Here is a 19210-nt window from a genome sequence, read left to right on the forward strand (position 1 = left end):
GGCTGCGGGCTGCGGGCTGCGGGCTGCGGGCTGCGGGCTGCGGGCTGCGGGCTGCGGGCTGCGGGCTGCGGGCTGCGGGCTGCGGGCTGCGGGCAGTCTCAGACATAACGGGCTGGCTGCCAACTGCTCGAAGCTCGAAGCCCGTGGCTTGCCCCTGATCAGCCCTTCTCGCGAATTCCCCGCCCCGGCAGCCGCTCGCGGTCGTGGGGCCGGTCGAGGCCGAGCAGCGGGCCCGCCGGCACGATGCCGTTGGGATTGATGTTGGCGTGGCTCATGTAGTAGTGGCGCTGGATGTGGTCCATGTCGACCGTTTCGGCCACGCCCGGCCACTGGTAGAGCTCGCGCACGTAGTTCGCGAGATTCGGGTAGTCCTCGAGGCGGCGCAGGTTGCACTTGAAGTGGCCGTGATAGACGGCATCGAAACGCACCAGGGTGGTGAACAGCCGAATGTCGGCCTCGGTCAGCCATTCGCCGGCCAGGTAGCGCCACTCGGCCAGCCGCGTTTCCAGGCGATCAAGGGCGGCAAACAGCGTTTCGACGTGCTTCTCGTAGACGGCCTGATCGGTGGCGAAGCCAGTCTTGTAGACGCCGTTGTTGATGTGATCGTAGACATCGGCATTGACGGCATCGATGGTCTCACGCAGGTCCTGCGGGTATAGATCCAGGCGGTTGCCGGTCAGATCGTCGAACGCGCCATTCAGGATCCGCACCAGGTCCGCCGACTCGTTGTTGACGATCTCGCCGGCCTGCCCGTCCCACAGCGCCGGCACCGTGACCCGGCCGGTGTAGTGAGGATCGGTCAAGGTGTAGAGCTGGTGGTGAAAGTCCACGCCGTTCAGCGCATCGCCACTCGATCCCTCGTCGCGCCGATAGCTCCAGCCCTGATCGAGCATCAACGGGCTGGTGTGGGAGACGCCGATCAACGACTCGAGCCCCTTGAGGCGACGCATGATCAGGGCACGATGCGCCCACGGGCAGGCCAGCGACACGTAGAGGTGATAACGTCCGGCCTCGGCGGGCCGGCCAGGCTGGCCGTCCGGCCCCGCCGCCCCATCGACGGTGATCCAGTCGCGCAGCTTGGCGGACTCGCGTACGAATTCGCCTCCGTGCGCCTTGGTGTCATACCAATGGTCGTGCCACTGGCCATCGATCAACAGTCCCATGCCGGTCTCCTCGGTTGAAGCATCTATCCCTAGAGTAAACCGATAAAATCGACGATCCAGCGCACTTTTTGGCCGCTATTATTCGTTTTTATCGAATGATGAGGCGGCACACAGCGCCACACTGTCACGCAGTTGCTGGGCCATGGCGCGGGTCGCCGGGCCGGCGCGATCCTGGTCGCGGTGAATGAGCTGGATGGGGACCTCTCTCACCCCACCGGCCGCCAAGGGCAGCGGCTTGAGCCGCCCGCTCGTCAGGGCATCGCGGATGCGCGTCTCGGGCACCCAGGCGAAGCCGAGGTTGCGCTCCAGCATGCCGATGGAGGTATCGAGATGACTCACGGTCCAGCGCTGCTCGGCCTTGAGCCAGCCGGAATCCAGCGACTGACGCTGGGCGGAGTCGCGCACCACCAGTTGGCGATGCTGCTCCAGGTCACGCAGGTCCAGCTCCCGCCCCAACCCGTGCAGGGGATGCTCGGGGTGCGCCACGGCAATGAAGCGCACCGACACCAGCGGCTCACCGAGAAAGCCCTGGGCGCCAAGCCCGGAGATCAACAGGTCGGCCTGGCCGTCATGCAGCATCTCGACGCCACCGTGCAACACCGTCTCGTGGAGCTGCACACGGACATGGGGAAAGGCCGCGGAGAAAACATCCAGCGCTCGAGCCAGGGCATCCGGCGGGAAGATCTGGTCGATGGCCAGCGCGATCTCGGCTTCCAGCCCCTCGGCCAGCCGCGACGCCACATCCTCCAGGGAATCGGCATTCTCCAGCAACTGTCGCGCCCGTCGCAGCAGCATCTCGCCGGCTTCGGTCAGGCGCACCTGGCGCCCCACAGGCTCCAGCACCGAGACGCCGAGCTGCTCTTCGAGCTTGTGCACCGCATGGTTGAGCGTCGAGGGACTCTTGTGGATGGCGTCGGCAGCCCGTGAGAAGCCGCCATGGTCGACCACGGCGGCGAGCATCTGCCATTGGGCGAGGGTGACGCGGGACATATTCGATTTCCTCGAAAAAAACGCGCGAAATGTTGCGCTTAATTTTCGAAAAAATCGGCCTAGAATGCCAGTCATTCGCGTCCCGTTCGAGGAAACCGACATGACCCACGTCCAACTTCGCCATATCCAGCGTCGGCTGCACAGCCAACCCAGCCAGGACGGCGACGGCGTCGCCATCCGGCGCCTGCACGACTTCGGCGGCGGCCTCGATCCCTTCCTGATGCTTGATGAATTGGTCGCGGCGCCTGACGATGACGACATCGGTGGCTTCCCGCCCCACCCGCATCGCGGTATCCAGACCTTGACCTACGCCTTGCATGGCGGCCTGCGTCACGAGGATCACCTCGGCCATCACAGCAGCATCGGCGCCGGTGACGCCCAATGGATGCACACAGGCCGCGGCATCATCCACGGCGAAACGCCCTTCGCCGACGATCGGGGGCTCCACGCCTTCCAGCTGTGGCTCAACCTGGCGGCCTCTGACAAGCTCAGCGCTCCCACCTACCGTGACGTGCGCGCCGATGAAATGCCGAGCCTGGACCGGCCAGGCGCCCGCCTGACGGCGCTCGGCGGCGCCTGGCAGCTCGCCGATGGCGACACCGTCAGCGGGCCACTCGATGCCCTGGCGGGTCGGGCAGGCGTGGCACACGCCACGATCGAGCCCGACGGCACGTTATCGCTCGAAGCCGATGCCACTACCCTGCTGGTGTTCGTCTTCGACGGCGAGCTGGCGGTAGCCGGCGAAGGCATCGGCCGAGGCGAGCTGGCACGGCTGGGGCCGGGCAATCGCCTGTACCTGGAAAGTCCCCAGGGTGGCCAGGCGCTGCTGCTGGCAGGCGAGCCCCATGGAGAGCCGATCGCCCACTACGGTCCCTTCGTGATGAACCATCGCCACGAGCTCGATCAGGCACTGCGCGACTATCGCGACGGCACCTTCACCGACTGACCGCCGGGGTTGCCAGGCATCGACATCGCATGGCATCGTACAGTTAGTAAACAGTGTTCACTGATCCCGGTCCTCGCGACAGAGGGCCGGGGCAATGCGTGCTGTATAGATGTACAGACTAGGCACCTTAATGATCATGGGTTAAGGTTCTACTGCCTTTTTTTATTCTTTTTACATCTATTCACCACGGCCGATTAAATGATGCGAATCCTCCGTTCGCTGCCCCGCACGCACAAGTTACTGCTGTTACCCGTTGCCACCATGGTCACCGTGCTGGGCGCCCACAAGATTCTCACGACCGTCGAGGATGCCCGGCATGACCGGCAGAATCAGGATACCGTCCTGGTGCCCCTCGGCGCTGACACCTCCCCCGGGGTTCCCTCCCTGAGCCTGGACCGTGCACCGGTCGCCGAGGCCATTCAGCTGGCTTCCCGGGCCATGGATGCGACCCGCGACCCGGTGCCGCTTTCCCAGCTGCCCGCGTCAGAGATCGTCGACGTACGCTATCTCGAGACACCGAACCGCGCCTCCTCCGACGCCACTCCCGCGGGCGACGATGGCCCTCGACTCGACGACGGCGCCCGCCACCTGGCTATCGTGATCGGCACGGTAGCCAGCGGCATGCTGGCCGCCAATGAACGCCTGGTCGCCAGCGCCACCTCCTACGAGGACGTCTCCGAGGATGAGCTCGAGCTCTTCGACGACGGGCCGATCGTGCTCGAGGAAGAGATCGACGCCGACGAACCCTACGTTCCCGAGTGGCTGGCCTACACCGTCGAATCCGGCGACACCTTCGCGATCATGGCCCAGGAAAACCTGGGCATGGGCTACAGCGAAGTGACGTCGCTGCTCGAGGCAATGCCCGAGCCGGAGCTGCTGACCCAGTGGCGTGCGGGCGATCACTTCGAGTACCAGCTTGACGAACAGGGCGAACTGCTCGCCCTGCGCCTGATGAAGAACGCCCGCGACGGCTATCTGATCAAGCGCGGCGATGACGGCCTCGACGTGGCCACCATCGAGCGGGCCGGCGAAGCCACTCAGCGCCTCTATGCCGGCACGATCAGCGGCAGCTTCGCGCGCTCGGCGCAGTCCACGGGCCTGACCAGCGCCGAGGTGGCCGAACTCTCCCACGTGCTGGAAAAGAAACTGGACTTTCGCCGCGACACTCGTCGCGGCGATCATTTCCGGGTCCTGGTGGAATCCGACCTCATCGACGGCAGACACCTCGATCCGCGCGTGCTGGCGGTCAGCTACGAAGGCTCGCGCATGGATCTCACCCTGGTGCGCAACGCCGAGGACAACCGTTTCTATACGCCGGACGGTGAGAGCCTGGACCCGGCCTTCGATCGCTATCCCTTCGCCGGCCACTACCGTATCAGCTCGCCCTTCAACCTACGGCGCCATCACCCGATCACCGGCCGCATCAGCCCGCACAAGGGGACCGACTTCGCCATGCCGGCCGGTACCCCCGTCGACGCCCCGGCCGACGGACGCGTCGAGCTGGTGGGCAACCACCCCCTGGCCGGCCGCTATATCGTCATCCGCCACGACAACGGCTACAAGACCCGCTACCTCCACCTTTCCCGCCCGCTGGTCAGCCGCGGGGACCGGGTGACCCGCGGCGAACGGATCGCCATGTCCGGCAACACCGGCCGCAGTACCGGAGCCCACCTGCACTACGAGATCCTGGTCAACGACAACCAGGTGGATGCCATGAAGGTGGCACTACCGGAGCACCAGGGTCTCACCGGCCAGGCGCTGGCCGACTTCAAGCGCGAGGCAGGCCCCATGCTGACGGCGCTGGAAAGCGGCGAGACCGGTACCAGAGTGGCCAGCACCGACACCGAGGTCGCCGGCCCCGACGACGAAAGCTGACCTCGGCGCTCGCCGCTCCGCACGACGCCCCGCCCTACGCGGGGCGTCGTCGTCTTCAGCCCTCTCCCACTGACGGCCCCTTCCGCTAGACTGGACCTTTCTTCTCGTCACGGAGCCCCCCTTGCCCAGCCCCGCCGCGCCATCCACTTCCTCGCCCCTGGCCATGCTGGGCGTCTTTCGCTACAGCCATCGGGCCCTGGGGCTGGTCTGGCGGACCTCGCGTCGCCTGACCCTCGGCCTCGCCCTGTGCACCCTGGTCGCCGGCGTGCTGCCTGCCGTGGTCGCCTGGGTCGGCCAACTGATCGTCGACGGCGTGGTGACGGCGATGGATCGACACGAGCAAGGCGCGGCGCCGCTGACCGACTTGCTGTGGCCGGTGCTGCGCTATGTGCTGCTTGAAGCCGCGGTGGTGGCACTCATCGCACTGGCCCAGCGCGGCCTGGCGGCCCAGCAGTCGCTGCTGCGCGCCCTGCTCGGGCAGAAGGTCAACGTCATGATCCTCGAGAAGGCCGGCACCCTGTCGCTTGCCCAGTTCGAGGACTCGGAATTCTACGACAAGCTGACCCGCGCCCGACGCGAGGCCTCGACCCGCCCCCTGGGGCTGGTCAACAAGACCTTCTCGCTGCTGCAGAACGCCATCTCGCTGGCGAGCTTCGCGGTGCTGCTGGTGCGCTTCTCGCCCTGGGCGCTGCTGGTGCTGGTCATCGGCGCCCTGCCGGTGTTCCTCTCCGAGGCACGCTTCTCCGGCGACGCCTTCCGGCTGTTCCGCTGGCGCTCGCCGCAGACCCGCATGCAGATGTACCTGGAGACCGTGCTGGCCCGAGAGGACAGCATCAAGGAGGTCAAGCTGTTCGGCCTCGAGCCGCTGCTGCTCGACCGCTACCGGCGCATCTTCGAGACCCTCTACGCCGAAGACCGGCGGCTGACGATCCGTCGCGAGACCTGGGGCTTCCTGCTAGGACTGCTCGGCACCCTGGCCTTCTACGCCGCCTACGCCTGGGTGGTGGCGGACACCGTGGCCGGCCGACTGACGCTGGGCGAGATGACCATGTACCTGATGGTCTTCAAGCAGGGACAGGCGGCACTATCGGCGAGTCTCACCGCCATCGGCGGCATGTACGAGGATAACCTCTACCTCTCCAACCTCTACGAGTACCTGGAGCAGCCGGTGCCCGAGGAGCCCGGCCGGCTCACCGTCGGCACCCGGCCCGGTGACGGCATCCGCTTCGAGGGCGTGGGCTTCACCTATCCCGGTGCCGAGCGGCCGGCACTGGACGACATCGACCTGCACCTGGCCCCCGGCCTCAGCCTGGCGCTGGTCGGGGTCAACGGCTCAGGCAAGACCACCCTGATCAAGCTGCTCACCCGACTCTACGACCCCAGTGAGGGGCGCATCCTGCTCGACGGCAGCGACCTGCGCGACTGGGACCTGGCGGTCCTGCGCCGACGCATCGGCGTGATCTTCCAGGACTTCGTGCGCTATCAGCTCAAGGTCGGCGAGAATCTGGGCGCCGGCGACGTAGCCGCCTTCGAGGATGAAGCACGCTGGCAGCAAGCGGCTCGGCGCGGGCTGGCCGAGGACTTCATCGCCGACATGCCCGGTGGCTACCACACCCAGCTCGGCCGCTGGTTCAAGGGCGGCCAGGAGCTCTCCGGCGGCCAGTGGCAGAAGGTCGCCCTGGCCCGCGCCTACATGCGCGAGGAGGCCGATATCCTGGTGCTCGACGAGCCGACCGCCGCCATGGACGCCGCCGCCGAGGCCGCGGTCTACGCCGACTTCCGCGACCACGCCCGGGACAAGATGACGGTGCTGATCTCGCACCGCTTCTCCACCGTGCGCGCCGCCGACCAGATACTGGTCATCGACGGTGGGCGCATTCTCGAGCGCGGCGACCATGACAGCCTGATGGAACTCGACGGCCGCTATGCGCGGCTGTTCCGGCTGCAGGCCCAGGGCTACCGCTGACCCGCAATTCCAGGACGCAGGATCTTCCTTTCAGGGAGCCAGCGTCCCCCCACCCTCTCACCGCGGCACGCCAAGCCGGCTCGACCGTCTTGCCAAGCCATCCCGGCGCTATCGAACGACGATCGGTGACGAGTCGGTAGCACGCTTGAAGCAAAACAGCGCCGATGGTATTTTGAACCTTCGTTTTGATTTTATAAAACCAATGGTTCTGGAGGCCGCATGGAAATTCGTCAGGCGATTCACAGCGAACACGCCAAGACCCTGGACACCCAGGGCCTGCGCGACCAATTCCTGATCGAAGAGCTATTCGTCGAGAACGAGCTCAAACTGGTGTACAGCCACATCGATCGTATCATCGTCGGGGGGGCTCAGCCCGTCGGGGAAACCGTGGTTGTGCCCACCTCGATGGGCAAGCAGACCGGTACCGACTATTTCCTCGAGCGCCGCGAGCTCGGCACCATCAACATCGGCGGTCCCGGAGCGATCATCGTCGACGGCACTCGTCACGAGATCGGCACCCACGAAGGCCTCTACATCGGCAAGGAAAGCCGGGACATCCAGTTCGAGAGCACTAACCCAGCCAACCCGGCGGCCTTCTACATGGCCTGCGCCCCGGCTCACCAAGCCTATCCCACACGCAAGGTCACCCTCGAAGACGCCTCGCCCCAGACCCTCGGCGACGCCGCCAACAGCAACAAGCGCACCATCTACAAGTTCCTGGTGCCAGATGTACTGCCCACCTGCCAGCTGCTGATGGGCATGACTCGGCTCGAGGAAGGCAGCCTGTGGAACACCATGCCCTGCCATACCCACGAGCGGCGCATGGAAGCCTACTTCTACTTCGACATGGCAGACGACAATCTGGTCTTCCACATGATGGGCGAACCCCAGGAGACCCGGCACCTGATTGTGCGCAACCGTCAGGCAGTGCTGTCGCCGAGCTGGTCGCTGCACTCCGGCGTCGGCACCGGCAGCTACACCTTCATCTGGGCCATGGTCGGCGAAAACCAGACTTTTCCCGACATGGATCATGTCGCCATGGCGGACCTGCGCTGAACCGCGAGGAGGATCCATGAGTGCATCGTTTTTCGACTTGCGCGGCAAGACCGCCATTGTCACCGGCAGCAACACCGGCCTGGGTCAGGGCATGGCCCTGGGTCTGGCCGCTGCCGGATGCAACATCGTCGCGGTCAACCGTCGCGCCCCCGAGGAGACTCGGCGACGCGTCGAGGAGCTGGGCACAGGCTTTCTGGCCGTGGATGCCGACCTGGCCAGCACCGCCCCAATCGACGACATCCTCGCACAGGCCGAAGCTCGCTTCGGAGGTGCCGATATCCTGGTCAACAACGCCGGCATCATCCGCCGTGCCGATAGCCTGGAATTCACAGAGCAGGACTGGGACGAGGTCCTCGATGTCAATCTCAAGAGCCTGTTCTTTCTTTCCCAGGCCTTTGCCCGCCACTGCATCGACGGCAGTCGCCGCGGCAAGATCATCAACATCGCCTCCATGCTGTCGTTCCAGGGCGGCATACGAGTCCCCTCCTACACCGCTTCCAAGAGCGGTGTACTGGGCCTGACACGTCTGATGGCCAACGAGTGGGCCAGCCGCGGCATCAACGTCAATGCCATCGCCCCCGGCTACATGGCCACCAACAACACCGAGGCATTACGCCACGACCCCGAGCGCAGCCGCGAAATACTGGGCCGGATTCCGGCCGGACGCTGGGGCGACCCCGAGGACCTGGCCGGGGCCGCTGTCTTCCTGGCCTCCTCGGCCTCGGATTACGTCCACGGCCATACCCTAGCCGTGGACGGTGGCTGGCTGGCACGATAACGCCATGCACCTTTTCTGAGTTTCCCATATAGCAGGACGCGGCCCCGGGGCCGCGTCCTGTTTTTTATCGTCAGTCGTCGAGTCAGTCCGTCTCGACATCACCGGGGAAGGCATAGTCATGGAAGCCCAGGCCAGCGGAAACCCGCCTACCGGCCCGGTGCAACAAGCGCACGTACTCCGCCCGTTTCTGCTCGTCATAACGAACTACCGGGAACGACAGACTGAGTGCCGCCACTGCCTGGCCGAAGCGGTCGAATACCGGTACCGACAGGCAGCGTACGCCGAGTTCTGCCTCCTCCCGGTCTTCGGCAACCCCCTCCTCCCGAATCGACGGCAGCTCGTCCATCACGGCCTCGACGCTGGCAAGGGTGTGCTGGGTATGCGGCACGAAGTCGACCGTGTTCAACACCTTGCGCGCACGCTCGGGATCCATCCACGCCAACAGGGTCTTGCCCATGGCAGTGGAATAAACGGGGTTCCGACGGCCAATGCGCGACTGCATGCACAGGTTGAACTGAGAGTTGTACTTATGGATGTACATGATCTGTCGGGGATCGTCATCCAGCACACCCAGGTGGATCGCTTCGTGGGTCGCTTCGGAGAGCTCGCGCATCTCGGCATCGGCCAGGCGGGTCAGATCCACGTTCTGCAGCGCCGTGGCCCCCAACTCGAAAAGCTTGAGAGTCAGCGCATACTTCTCGGATTCTTCCTCCTGAGTCACGTAGCCCAGCTCCTTCATGGTCTGCAGGAAGCGATAGGCCGTGCTCTTCGACATGAAGGTGCGCTGAGACAGCTCGGAAAGGCCGATATCTCGCTGCTCGGCCAGCCCCTCGAGAATCGAGAATACCTTCATGACGGCCGCCACATTGTCGGGTTTCTGCGATGTAGCCATAACCCTGAGCACCTCGTTTCATAAAAATCGGAATATCGGTCTAAATTTAACGCAAAACGCCTTCTCCCGCTACTCCTCCCATGCTTCGGGTCACCCGAGAGGCCAGGTGATCATCGACCAAAGTCTATCAGGAACACCGTTTCATTTTTATTGGCACTGCGATACATTTTATTTGAAGCACAATACCGAAAATGAGCACACCCGCTCCACGCAGGTACAGCGGGAGTCGCAGCTCGGACAACCCACAAGAAACAACAATGGAGACGACATGCGAGCCATCCACACATCGAAACGCGTTACCGGTGCCGCCGCGACCTGCTTGGCCCTAACCCTGACGGGTCCTGCGGTCGCCGCCGAAAATATCCTGACGATGAAGCTCGAGCACACGACCAATGACCATGCACTGACCCTGCCCAAGATCGCCATCACTCGAGTATTCGACGATGCTTCGTCACTTACCCTGGAGAAATCATGGTTCTGGCAGGAAGGAGTGCATGAGAGCGGCTGGCCAAAGCATGACGAAGGCTTCGTCAACTACTCTCTGCCCGGCTGGAAGTTCGGCAGCCAGGATCGCTGGACACTGACGCCTCAGCTTGGCGCCAAGTTTCGCTCCAACGTGACTCGAGCCCTGGCCGCCCTCAAGCTCGGCTTTCGAGGTGACGGCTGGAGCCTGTCGGGTCGTTATCGTTACGAACATGAAACGACCCATGAAACAGCAGTCGAAGGTCGAGCCGGGCGCGTCGACCTCTATGCCAGCTACGCCATCACTGATGACTGGACGCTTCTCTACAACCCCCACTATCACTTCAAGCAAGAGAACGACTCTCCTGATTTTGGCACCGGAGACCGCGACTATCTGGAGCAGGAATTTCTGGCCTTTCGCAAGCTGAATGCCAATAACACCCTCTTCGGTGGCTACATTCGTCGCGCACCTAACAGCAGTCAATCCAGCACGGATCCTGACCAGCGTGTCAACTCATGGCTGATCGGCTACCAATATAAATTCTGATCTCGATCGACCAGGGAGGGGAGGATATCCCTTCCCTTGAACTCAGGCGATGGACCAGAGATAGGGTGTTATGTTACGAGACAATAGACATACCAAAACTCCCGATCAATGAGGAAGTCGAAATGGAACACGTACGTACCCTGCTCGACAGGGTCATCCTGACCGTCTGCTGCGGACTTTTTATCACCATGGTGATGGCGGCCAGCTGGCAGGTCATCAGCCGGTATGCCCTCAACAGCCCCAGCACCATTTCGGAAGCTTTTCTTCGATTTTCCCTGGTGTGGATGTCGATGATCGCCATCGCTTACGTAGCAGGCCTTCGTGAGCATGTCAGCCTGACATTGTTTATCGACAAGCTGGATGGCCTCTGGAAAGTCATGTTGGAAATTTCGATAGAGATCCTGTTCATTTTTTTCGCCGTTTTCGTGATGATATATGGCGGAACACAGGCAGCTTACAACACCATGAGCCAGATATATCCCATGCTCGGCATCCCCAAAGGGGTCCTTTATATGTCGTTGCCTGTCTCGGGATCCATTATCGTTATTTACTGCCTGATGAACTGCCAGCAGATACTTCAAGACTCCTATAGCTTCAGGAGCCAATCATAATGATGCTGAATGCTGGACTAGTATTGATTCTCTCATTCCTTGGATTCCTGATCGCCGGGATCCCCATCGGGATCTGCATCGCGGCCTCATCAGCAGTCACTATACTGCTGGCGCTTCCTGTGGATATTGCCATCTTCACCACGGCACAGAAGATGGTCTCCAGCCTCGACAGCTTCACCTTACTGGCAGTGCCCTTCTTCATCCTCTCCGGTGTATTGATGAACAATGGCGGTATCGCCCTGAGGCTAGTCAACTTTGCCAAGCTTTTCAGTGGCAAGATCCCTGGATCCCTGGCCCATACCAATATCGTTGGTAACATGATGTTCGGGGCTATCTCCGGCTCGGCAATCGCCGCTTCGACTTCCATAGGGGGCGTCATGGTTCCCATGGGGGTAAAAGAGGGTTACAGCCGTCCTTTCTCGGCATCAGCCAATATCGCATCGGCACCGACCGGCATGTTGATTCCTCCGACGACCGCCTTCATTCTCTACGCTTTGGCTAGTGGCGGCACCTCAATATCGGCACTTTTTGCCGGAGGTCTTATCGCAGGGTGTCTGTGGGGCGCCGGCTGTATGCTAGTTGCTTACCTGGTTGCCAAGTCTCGGCACTATACGACCAGACTGGACCTTCGAGACCGCTCGGTACGGGCCATCATTGTTCAGGCTCTTCCCAGCCTGGCGCTGATAGCCATCATCATTGGCGGTATCGTTTTCGGCATTTTCACGGCGGTCGAGGCCTCAGCCATTTCGGTTCTTTATACGATGTTCTTGACGATACTCATCTATCGGACCATCGACTTCAAGGCTTTCATAGGCTCGCTGATCAAGGCCATCGAAACGACCGGCGTTATCATGCTATTGCTTGCCGCTTCCTCGGCGATGTCTTTTGCCATGTCCATCACCGGGTTGCCTGCCACTCTAAGCGCCATGATCCTGGGAGTTTCCAACAATCCCGTCATCATTTTGCTTATCATCACTGCCATGCTATTGGTTATAGGCTGCTTCATGGATATTGGACCGGCCATCCTGATTTTCACACCGATCCTGCTACCAATCACCTCTGCGATTGGCGTTGATCCGGTGCATTTCGGCATCATCATGGTGTTCAACCTTTGTATAGGAACCATAACCCCTCCCGTTGGAACAGGACTGTTTATCGGGGCTGGGATCGCCAAAGAGAAAGTCGAGAATCTATTACTCCCACTGCTTCCATTCTATCTGGTAATTCTGGTCACGCTTCTGCTCATCACGTACGTACCCTCGATCACAATGTTCCTTCCCCGTGCCATGGGACTGTAAATCTCGATTAATTCACACAGCATGCGAGAAACACATGAAAATATTCAGCGTTAACCATAGCCCACTGCTCAGGCAGGAAGATCGCTTCATCAGCCGAGATGAAGTAACAGCACTGATCAAGACAACCATCGACAACCTGATCAACATCCAGGATGAGAGTGGAGAATTCCTGCTTCACCTTGACGATGGACGCACCATCGATACCAAGGGCTGGGCCGGCTGGGAATGGACACATGGTATCGGCCTGTACGGCATCTACAAGTACTATGAGCAAACCAACGATAAAGAGGCCCTCTCCATTATCGATGCCTGGTTCCATGACCGATTCGCGGAGCGCCTGGCTACCAAGAATGTCAATACTGTCTGCCCGTTTCTGACTCTCGCATACCGTTATGAGGAAACGGGTCGCAAGGAGTGGTTGCCTTACCTCGAGGCCTGGGCTGACTGGGTCATGCATGATATGCCTCGCACCGACAAGGGCGGTCTGCAACACGTTGTCTACAACAGCGAAAACCACCAGCAGCTGTGGGATGACACACTGATGATGAGCGTGCTTCCGCTGGCCAAGATCGGACGCCTGCTCGATCGTGAAGACTACGTGGAGGAGGCCAAGTACCAGTTTCTTGTCCATGTACAGTATCTGATGGATCGCGAGACCGGAGCCTGGTTCCATGGCTGGACATTCGATGGTCACCATAATTTTGCCAACGCTCGATGGGCACGTGGCAATAGCTGGCTTACCATTGTCATTCCCGAGTTCCTGGAACTACTCGATCTTCCGACCCACGATCCCATTCGCCGCTACCTGCTGCAGGTCCTGGAGTCACAGGTCGATTCGCTGGCCAAGTGGCAGGCAGATTCAGGCCTTTGGCACACGCTTCTCGATGATCCGTCTTCCTATCAGGAGGCTTCCGCTACGGCTGGTTTCGCCTACGGCATTCTCAAGGGCGTGCGGATGAGATACCTCGATGCCTCTTACTACCACATGGCGGAGAAGGCCGTTAGAGGCGTGATCGCCAACATCAATGAAGACGGCGAGCTTGCCCAGGTATCCTTCGGCACCGCCATGGGGGATGACCTCGACTACTACCGGAGCATCCCCCTGACTTCCATGCCCTATGGCCAGGCCATGGCCATCCTGTGTCTTTCCGAATACATGAGAACATATCTCTGATCTTCTCTCCGAGCCAGAGAGGAGTCCTGCTCGATCCAACAAGACCAAACCAAGGAGTTGACCATGAGCACGCCATATCACACCAAGGCCATTCTGGCTGCCGCTATCACCACCATTTCGCTGGGATCTGTTTCATCACAGGCCGATGACAACGTCAACATCAAGCTGGCCTACGCCCAGAACTCACAGCCGGTCAAGGATGCCTTGGCCAGGTTCGGTGAACTCGTGGAAGAGAAATCGGATGGCTCGATCACGGTCACCTACTTCCCGGATAGCCAGTTGGGTGGCGAAAGCGAGCTGGTCGAGATGTTACAAACCGGCGCTATCGACATGACCAAGGTCTCCGGTGGCCTGATGGGAAGTTTCTCACCAGTCTATGAAGTCTTCTCCATGCCTTACCTGTTCGATGACCAGGACCACTTCTACAGGGTCATGGACAGCGATGCCATCATGGATGACGTCTACCAATCTACCCAGGATCAAGGCTTCGTCGGTATCGGCTGGTACGACTCGGGTCAGCGCAACTTCTACACCGCAGAAACCCCGATCAATGAAGTCTCGGATCTTGCAGGCAAGAAGATTCGGGTCATGCAGAGCCAGACCGCGGTGGACACCATGAAGCTGCTGGGCGCCTCACCGGTCGTGATGTCCCAGGAGGAAGTCTACACAGCGCTCCAACAGGGCATCCTGGACGGAGCCGAAAACAATGAATTTGCCCTTACCACGGCACGTCATGGCGAAGTAGTCAGCCATTACTCGCTGGATGGTCACACCCGCATTCCCGACATCATCCTGTTCAACAACAACACGCTCTCCAGGCTATCGGACGCTCAGCGGTCTGCCGTCATGGAGTCTATCGAGGCATCGACCGAGTTCGAGATCGAGCGCTGGTCGGAAGCCGTCGACACGGCACGTGACCGGATCCGTAACGAGTTCGGGGTCGAGATCAATGACGTCGATATCGCCCCCTTCCAGGAAGCCGTTCAGCCGATGTACGACCGTCTTCAGGATGAACCCGAGAAATATGCGCTCTATCAACAGATCAAGGAGTTAAGCAACAAGTAACGCCGCGCACCTGGGCTGCCCGTATCATTCGGCAGCCCTCCGTCACTCCCCACGGCATGAGCTTCGCCTTGAGTGATGCATGCCCTTCGAGATGCATTCAGCCAGCGCGGCACCGAATGCGCCCTTTCCATCCGCTGACATCGACCACGACATCATCACAAGCCAACAGGAGAAAAGCGTGAACATTGGTATTCGGGCACACGACCTGAAGACACAACCTCTTGACGACCTGGTTGCGGACATCGCGCAACGCGGACTCGGTTCGGTGCAGCTGGCGCCGAGCAAATCATTCGATATTCCTGCTCATCCGGGAAGCCTGACGCCAGGCCTGGCGCATCGTATCGCCAGCGCCTTTCGTCGTCAGGATGTACAGATCGCTGTGCTGGGATGTTATGTCAACATCATTCATCCCGATCCAGACGAGAGACGCCGTGCCTTGAATCGCTTCAAGGAACACTTGCGCCATGCCCGCGACTTCGGCTGCGGCATCGTGGGCACGGAGACGGGCAACGTCAATGCCGACATCATCTATACCGAAGAAAATTTCCACGAGGCTCCTTTGACAGCCGTCATCGACAGTGTCAGGGAGCTGGTCGATGAGGCGGAACGCTTCGGTGTGGTCGTCGGCATCGAACCCGGGGTCAATCACCCCATCTATTCACCCGAGACCGTCAGGCGGTTGCTGGACAGCGTGGACTCCCCTAACCTGCAGATCATCTTCGATCCAGTCAACTTCCTCACTATCGACAACTACGAACGACAGCGGGATATCTTCCGCGAGGCATTCGATTCTTGGGGAGACCGCATTGCCGTCATGCATGCCAAGGACGTTCGAGTCGCGGGGGGCGCTCTGAAGCCTGCTGCCGTCGGCCAGGGCCTGCTGGATTATGCTTTCCTGTTCGAGTGGCTGGCCCCTCGCAAGCCGAATCTCAACGTTATCCTGGACGAGGTCGAGCTCTCCGATCTCGAGGAAATCATGGCCTTCCTGAATCGATTCCGGCCCGACTTCGCCAGACTGTGATGGAGGATAAAGGCAGCCACCGTCCAGGCTTCGCTCCCCTGAAACGGCTCCAAGGAAGCCTCCTTCCCTGAAGCCGTTTCAGCGTCCCGGTCGACCGCTCGGCGAGGCTGGACAGGCTCAAGGCCAGAGCGTGGCTCCGACCAGCGTCAGCGCCAGGATCATCAGCGACACCAGTGCCTCGCCCAAGGTGTAGGTCTTGAAGCCACCGCGGACGCTGAACCCGGCAAGCTGGGTGGTGATCCAGAAGCCGCTGTCGTTGACGTGGCCGATGCTGATGCCGCCGGACAAGGCCGCCAGCGCGATCCACAGCGGATCGACGACGCCCGTCGACGCTGCACCGGCCATGATGGTCATGGCGGTGATGCCGGCGACGGTACCGGACCCCTGGGCGATGCGGAAGATGGCGGCCAGGGCGTAGGTCAGCAGGATCATGCCGAGCGCCGACTGGGTCTCCTGGAAGAGGCCATCGACCAGCATCTGGCCGATCTGGGTGGTCTCGATCACCTTGCCCAGAGAGCCTCCCGCGCCGGTGACCAGCAGCACCACACCGGCAGTCTGCAGGCCGCGCGAGGCCGAATCGTCGCGTGCCTGGCGACCCATGTCGCGCGCCGCCACCGCATAGGCCGCCAGGGCGCCGGCCATCAAGGCGACGATACGGTCACTCAGGAAGGCGATGAACGCGGGCAGCTCGTCTCCCGCCACCAGGCCCAGTTGCTGGCAGTAGTCGTAGACGGTGCCACTCAGGATCAACAGGATGGGCAGTGCCACCGGCGTGAGGGCCATCCACAGCGGGATATCGGGAATCTCCCGACGGCTGTCGTCTTGCGGCGCTTGCTGGGCCACGCCCATTTCATCCTTGTGCCGATTCCAGATTCCGCAGTCCAGCAGCAGGAAATAGAGTTTCATCACGATCAGCGAGGTAATGAGCCCCACCCCCAGACCGGCGAAGGTCATGACGCCGATATCGAAGTCCAGGATCGTGGCGGCGGCCAAAGGGTTGGGCGTGGGCGGCACGATGGTATGCGACGTCGCAGCCCCGATGACCAAGGCTCCGATGGCATAGGGCAGCGGCTTGTCCAGGGTTCGGGCCAACGCCACTCCGAGCGGCACCAGGATCACGAAGGTGACGTCGAAGAATACCGGGATCGACAGCAGGAAGCCCGTCAGCCCCAGCACATAGAGTCCCGCACTGCGCGGCGCGCTCGCCACCAGGGTGTGGGCGATCTTGTGGGCCGAGCCCGAGTCGCTCATCAGTTGGCCGATGATCACACCGAAGCCGATCGGCAGCCCGATTCCGGCCATGATGCCGCCGAAACCGCTGCTGATGGCATCGACCGTGCCGGTCATGCCCAGCTGCATGGCAAGCCCCAGATAGAGGCTGCCGATGATCAGGCTGATGGCAGCATTCAACTTGACGTACAGGATCAAAAGCAGGATCAGGGCGATGGCGATCGCCAAATGCATGATTTCCATATGGGTGGTGCTCCAGTAATGCGTTATTGGCGTTCCATGGCAACAGCGGCCCCTACCCTCGCCGTGTTGGCGAGGGCATGAGCGAGAGTCTTGGCAAACGGGAAACGCCGTGATGACGGCGATCCCGGAGCGGTCATTCCGCGGTAGGCGCTCAGACAGCGTCGGAGCGTTCTTCCCTGCCCATCCACAGGGGAGTGACAGCGAACCAGACGACCGTGACCACCAGCATGGCCCACTTCATCGTCGTTTCGCCCATGGTGTCGACCAGGTAGAGCACGGGGAACAGCACGGTCAACACCAGCATCGCGATCGAGATGGTCTGAAGCAGCTTGCGCATGAGGTTACTCCTTTCCCGAGGCGTTCGTGGCGATGGCAGACGCGTTGCCGGCGACCCGGATTTCCTCGCCGGCAGGGCGAGCGTTCGATCGCTGCGCCAGCAGGCTCAGGCCGATGAACAGCGCCGCGGCGATGAACCAGCCCGGCAGAGCGACGAAGAAGATCTCGATCTCGGCGAACTTCACCAGGAAGAGACAGATCGCCAGGGTGATCAGCCAGGTGCCAAGTACCGGATAGGTGATCCGACGACCGGCATGCTCGGCATAGAAGCTCTTCAGCCCCAGCTTCGGCAGCACCCAGAAGTCGATGAAGATCACCGCGCCGATCGGCATCAGCAGCAGGCCGTAGAGCGCCACGAAACCCAGCAGCTGCATCGCCACGCCCGGGAACATCGCCACGAAGGTGGTCAACAGACCCGTGCCGATGGTCACCTTGAAACGGGAGACCCGAGGAATCACCGCCTGGAAGGCCAGCCCGGCGCGGTAGATCGTCGGGTTGGCGGTGGTCCAGCCGGCGATGATGACGCAGATCAGTCCCGCCACGCCCAACGCCTGATCGGCCAGCGGGCCGGGCAGCGGATTGGGGATCTGCCCGGCCTCTGCCGCGGCGATCATGGCGCGGTCGGAGGTCAACCCCGCCTCGTACATCTGGAAGGCGAACAGCATGGAGGCGGCCAGCCAGGCCATGAAGTGGCCGACGTACATCCCCGCCGCCGAGGCGATGCTGTACCAGCTCTTGCGGGCAAAGCGCAGCACCGAGAGGTCGGACATGCCAACGTGCATGGCCATGTTGGCGAACCAGGCGAAGAAGATCACATGCCAGATCGTGAAATCCGGCTGCCCGGGCACCTGTACGCCGGTCCAGATCGCCGTCTCGGCCAGCGCCCACAGGTCGGCGGGAGATCCCACCCCGGTGCCCGTGGCATCGATGAACCACTTCAGCGAGACGATGCCGAAGCCCAGGAAGATCAGCACCATCCAGGGCGCGGCGATGTTGGCGAACCAGGAGACGAAACGATAGCCGTAGGCGGCCACCAGGGTGATCACGATGCCCACGCCGAGCACGCTCAGTACCCAGCCGACGCTGTTGGGCATCAGGTCCGAGAGCGTCGGCAGCGGAAAGCCGAACCACACCCCCACGGCCGTGGCGGACACCGTGATCATCGCACCGGCCAGGAAACAGAAGGCCAGGCCGTTGGCCAGGTTGTAGAGGATCACGGTGTAGCGACCGGCGATCTTCTCGAGCTGATAGTAGAGCGTCAGGCGCACTCGCGTGGCGATGGGTGCGGTAAGCAGCAGCCAGCTCAGCACCGCCAGGGCGTTGCCGATCAGCAGCCCCATGACCACGTCGAAGGCGGCCACGCCCGCCAGCACGAACAGCGGCCCGATCATCAGCTCGGTGCCAGCGGTATGCTCGCCGGCGTACATGCCGAGAAAGCTCTTGAAGCCCATCCGCGCCTGGCCGGGAACGGGATGTCGTTCGTATTCGCCGCCGACGGCGGGGGTCTCACCCGCCGCCGACGCCTGCATGTCGTCACTCATGGCGTGCACCTCTGGT

At 61.7% G+C, this 19210-nt stretch carries 17 protein-coding genes; 11 read left to right on the top strand and 6 right to left on the bottom strand.

Annotated elements, in window-relative coordinates; translation table 11 throughout:
• Positions 1-158: 158 nt before the first annotated feature.
• Both FHR96_RS13515 and FHR96_RS13520 read right to left on the bottom strand, forming a co-directional pair.
• Entirely contained in the window at positions 159-1163 is a 1005-nt protein-coding gene (locus FHR96_RS13515) for a glutathione S-transferase family protein (RefSeq protein WP_183388218.1), read from the bottom strand.
• A gap of 78 nt (positions 1164-1241) precedes the next feature.
• Complete coding sequence (locus FHR96_RS13520) at positions 1242-2153, bottom strand: LysR family transcriptional regulator (RefSeq protein ID WP_183388219.1); 912 nt, start codon at positions 2151-2153, stop codon at positions 1242-1244.
• A gap of 100 nt (positions 2154-2253) precedes the next feature.
• Here FHR96_RS13520 and FHR96_RS13525 point away from each other — a divergent pair, with 100 nt between their 5' ends.
• The 5 genes from FHR96_RS13525 to kduD all read left to right on the top strand — a co-directional run bounded on the left by FHR96_RS13525 (position 2254) and on the right by kduD (position 8774).
• Positions 2254-3099 (top strand): pirin family protein, encoded by an 846-nt coding sequence (locus FHR96_RS13525; protein ID WP_183388220.1) that lies wholly within the window; start codon positions 2254-2256, stop codon positions 3097-3099.
• A 198-nt stretch (positions 3100-3297) separates the two neighbouring features.
• Entirely contained in the window at positions 3298-4974 is a 1677-nt protein-coding gene (locus tag FHR96_RS13530) for a peptidoglycan DD-metalloendopeptidase family protein (protein ID WP_183388221.1), read from the top strand.
• Between the two features lie 163 nt (positions 4975-5137).
• Positions 5138-6940 carry an ABC transporter ATP-binding protein gene (locus FHR96_RS13535; RefSeq protein ID WP_183388296.1) on the top strand — a complete coding sequence of 601 codons (1803 nt, stop codon included), beginning with the start codon at positions 5138-5140 and terminating at the stop codon, positions 6938-6940.
• A 219-nt stretch (positions 6941-7159) separates the two neighbouring features.
• The gene (gene kduI / locus FHR96_RS13540) at positions 7160-7996 is read left to right on the top strand and encodes a 5-dehydro-4-deoxy-D-glucuronate isomerase (protein WP_183388222.1); all 837 of its coding nucleotides are present in this window, start codon (positions 7160-7162) and stop codon (positions 7994-7996) included.
• 16 nt (positions 7997-8012) lie between these two features.
• Positions 8013-8774, top strand: coding sequence for a 2-dehydro-3-deoxy-D-gluconate 5-dehydrogenase KduD (gene kduD / locus FHR96_RS13545; protein ID WP_183388223.1), 762 nt, complete (start codon positions 8013-8015; stop codon positions 8772-8774).
• An 82-nt stretch (positions 8775-8856) separates the two neighbouring features.
• Here kduD and kdgR read toward each other — a convergent pair whose 3' ends face one another.
• Complete coding sequence (gene kdgR, locus FHR96_RS13550) at positions 8857-9627, bottom strand: DNA-binding transcriptional regulator KdgR (protein ID WP_246392950.1); 771 nt, start codon at positions 9625-9627, stop codon at positions 8857-8859.
• Here kdgR and FHR96_RS13555 point away from each other — a divergent pair.
• The 6 genes from FHR96_RS13555 to FHR96_RS13580 all read left to right on the top strand — a co-directional run bounded on the left by FHR96_RS13555 (position 9626) and on the right by FHR96_RS13580 (position 15844).
• Positions 9626-10675, top strand: a complete 1050-nt coding sequence (locus tag FHR96_RS13555; protein WP_246392951.1) for an oligogalacturonate-specific porin KdgM family protein — start codon at positions 9626-9628, stop codon at positions 10673-10675. The two genes, kdgR and FHR96_RS13555, sit on opposite strands and share 2 nt — an antisense overlap.
• Positions 10676-10797: 122 nt before the next feature.
• Complete coding sequence (locus tag FHR96_RS13560; RefSeq protein ID WP_183388226.1) at positions 10798-11286, top strand: TRAP transporter small permease; 489 nt, start codon at positions 10798-10800, stop codon at positions 11284-11286.
• Positions 11286-12584 carry a TRAP transporter large permease gene (locus FHR96_RS13565; RefSeq protein ID WP_183388227.1) on the top strand — a complete coding sequence of 433 codons (1299 nt, stop codon included), beginning with the start codon at positions 11286-11288 and terminating at the stop codon, positions 12582-12584. Before FHR96_RS13560 ends, FHR96_RS13565 begins: the two co-directional genes overlap by 1 nt.
• Positions 12585-12618: 34 nt before the next feature.
• The gene (gene bglB / locus FHR96_RS13570) at positions 12619-13758 is read left to right on the top strand and encodes a beta-galactosidase BglB (protein ID WP_183388228.1); all 1140 of its coding nucleotides are present in this window, start codon (positions 12619-12621) and stop codon (positions 13756-13758) included.
• A 63-nt stretch (positions 13759-13821) separates the two neighbouring features.
• A complete protein-coding gene (locus tag FHR96_RS13575; protein WP_183388229.1) occupies positions 13822-14823 on the top strand; it encodes a TRAP transporter substrate-binding protein in 1002 nt (333 codons plus the stop codon).
• A 79-nt stretch (positions 14824-14902) separates the two neighbouring features.
• Positions 14903-15844 (top strand): sugar phosphate isomerase/epimerase family protein, encoded by a 942-nt coding sequence (locus FHR96_RS13580; RefSeq protein ID WP_246392952.1) that lies wholly within the window; start codon positions 14903-14905, stop codon positions 15842-15844.
• A 117-nt stretch (positions 15845-15961) separates the two neighbouring features.
• On the opposite strand, the gene FHR96_RS13585 is transcribed toward FHR96_RS13580, so the two are convergent.
• From FHR96_RS13585 to FHR96_RS13595, 3 genes are all read right to left on the bottom strand, one after another.
• Positions 15962-17317 (bottom strand): GntP family permease, encoded by a 1356-nt coding sequence (locus FHR96_RS13585; RefSeq protein ID WP_183388230.1) that lies wholly within the window; start codon positions 17315-17317, stop codon positions 15962-15964.
• Between the two features lie 151 nt (positions 17318-17468).
• Entirely contained in the window at positions 17469-17654 is a 186-nt protein-coding gene (locus tag FHR96_RS13590; RefSeq protein ID WP_183388231.1) for a hypothetical protein, read from the bottom strand.
• A gap of 4 nt (positions 17655-17658) precedes the next feature.
• Positions 17659-19194: a purine-cytosine permease family protein gene (locus FHR96_RS13595; protein WP_221195828.1), complete on the bottom strand. Its 1536-nt coding sequence runs from the start codon at positions 19192-19194 to the stop codon at positions 17659-17661.
• Between the last annotated feature and the right edge of the window lie 16 nt (positions 19195-19210).

Origin of the sequence: Halomonas organivorans (assembly GCF_014192055.1) — a bacterium.
Classification (GTDB): domain Bacteria; phylum Pseudomonadota; class Gammaproteobacteria; order Pseudomonadales; family Halomonadaceae; genus Halomonas; species Halomonas organivorans.

What these genes read in the sequence shown, in the direction of transcription:
- kdgR (WP_246392950.1), bottom strand. Translation starts at nt 9,627, where the DNA reads ATGAAGGTATTCTCGATTCTCGAGGGGCTGGCCGAGCAGCGAGATATC.
- kduI (WP_183388222.1), top strand. Translation starts at nt 7,160, where the DNA reads ATGGAAATTCGTCAGGCGATTCACAGCGAACACGCCAAGACCCTGGAC.
- FHR96_RS13555 (WP_246392951.1), top strand. Translation starts at nt 9,626, where the DNA reads ATGACGGCCGCCACATTGTCGGGTTTCTGCGATGTAGCCATAACCCTG.
- FHR96_RS13590 (WP_183388231.1), bottom strand. Translation starts at nt 17,654, where the DNA reads ATGCGCAAGCTGCTTCAGACCATCTCGATCGCGATGCTGGTGTTGACC.
- FHR96_RS13525 (WP_183388220.1), top strand. Translation starts at nt 2,254, where the DNA reads ATGACCCACGTCCAACTTCGCCATATCCAGCGTCGGCTGCACAGCCAA.
- FHR96_RS13520 (WP_183388219.1), bottom strand. Translation starts at nt 2,153, where the DNA reads ATGTCCCGCGTCACCCTCGCCCAATGGCAGATGCTCGCCGCCGTGGTC.
- FHR96_RS13585 (WP_183388230.1), bottom strand. Translation starts at nt 17,317, where the DNA reads ATGGAAATCATGCATTTGGCGATCGCCATCGCCCTGATCCTGCTTTTG.
- kduD (WP_183388223.1), top strand. Translation starts at nt 8,013, where the DNA reads ATGAGTGCATCGTTTTTCGACTTGCGCGGCAAGACCGCCATTGTCACC.
- FHR96_RS13580 (WP_246392952.1), top strand. Translation starts at nt 14,903, where the DNA reads ATGCCCTTCGAGATGCATTCAGCCAGCGCGGCACCGAATGCGCCCTTT.
- FHR96_RS13535 (WP_183388296.1), top strand. Translation starts at nt 5,138, where the DNA reads ATGCTGGGCGTCTTTCGCTACAGCCATCGGGCCCTGGGGCTGGTCTGG.
- FHR96_RS13515 (WP_183388218.1), bottom strand. Translation starts at nt 1,163, where the DNA reads ATGGGACTGTTGATCGATGGCCAGTGGCACGACCATTGGTATGACACC.
- FHR96_RS13560 (WP_183388226.1), top strand. Translation starts at nt 10,798, where the DNA reads ATGGAACACGTACGTACCCTGCTCGACAGGGTCATCCTGACCGTCTGC.
- bglB (WP_183388228.1), top strand. Translation starts at nt 12,619, where the DNA reads ATGAAAATATTCAGCGTTAACCATAGCCCACTGCTCAGGCAGGAAGAT.
- FHR96_RS13595 (WP_221195828.1), bottom strand. Translation starts at nt 19,194, where the DNA reads ATGAGTGACGACATGCAGGCGTCGGCGGCGGGTGAGACCCCCGCCGTC.
- FHR96_RS13575 (WP_183388229.1), top strand. Translation starts at nt 13,822, where the DNA reads ATGAGCACGCCATATCACACCAAGGCCATTCTGGCTGCCGCTATCACC.
- FHR96_RS13565 (WP_183388227.1), top strand. Translation starts at nt 11,286, where the DNA reads ATGATGCTGAATGCTGGACTAGTATTGATTCTCTCATTCCTTGGATTC.
- FHR96_RS13530 (WP_183388221.1), top strand. Translation starts at nt 3,298, where the DNA reads ATGATGCGAATCCTCCGTTCGCTGCCCCGCACGCACAAGTTACTGCTG.